The organism is Rhizobium ecuadorense, from assembly GCF_001187535.1.
Classification (GTDB): Bacteria; Pseudomonadota; Alphaproteobacteria; order Rhizobiales; family Rhizobiaceae; genus Rhizobium; species Rhizobium ecuadorense.
The window spans coordinates 1-235 of record NZ_LFIO01001074.1; the positions used below are offsets into that span (position 1 = coordinate 1).

Annotated in this window: 1 protein-coding gene; it reads left to right on the forward strand. The window is 62.6% G+C overall.

Annotated features, from left to right (window positions below; translation table 11 throughout):
- Nucleotides 1-235 (forward strand): phosphatidate cytidylyltransferase (locus AF337_RS20425; protein ID WP_167347781.1); only part of this gene is annotated, 235 nt, incomplete at both ends.

A 235-nucleotide genomic window follows, 5' to 3' on the forward strand; every position in this document is an offset into this window, starting at 1 on the left:
GTCTATCTGGTCGTGGTCGTGCAGCTCAGCGACGTCTTCCAGTATGTCTGGGGCAAGCTCCTCGGAAAGCACCGTTTCTCGCCGAATATCAGCCCGTCGAAGACGATCGAAGCGCTGGTCGGAGGCGGCGCCTCGGCCATCCTTGTGGGAACGTTGCTCTATCGGCTGACGCCGTTCTCTCCGCTGCAGGCCGCAGTGATCAGCACGGTCATCGTCGTCGCCGGCTTCATCGGCG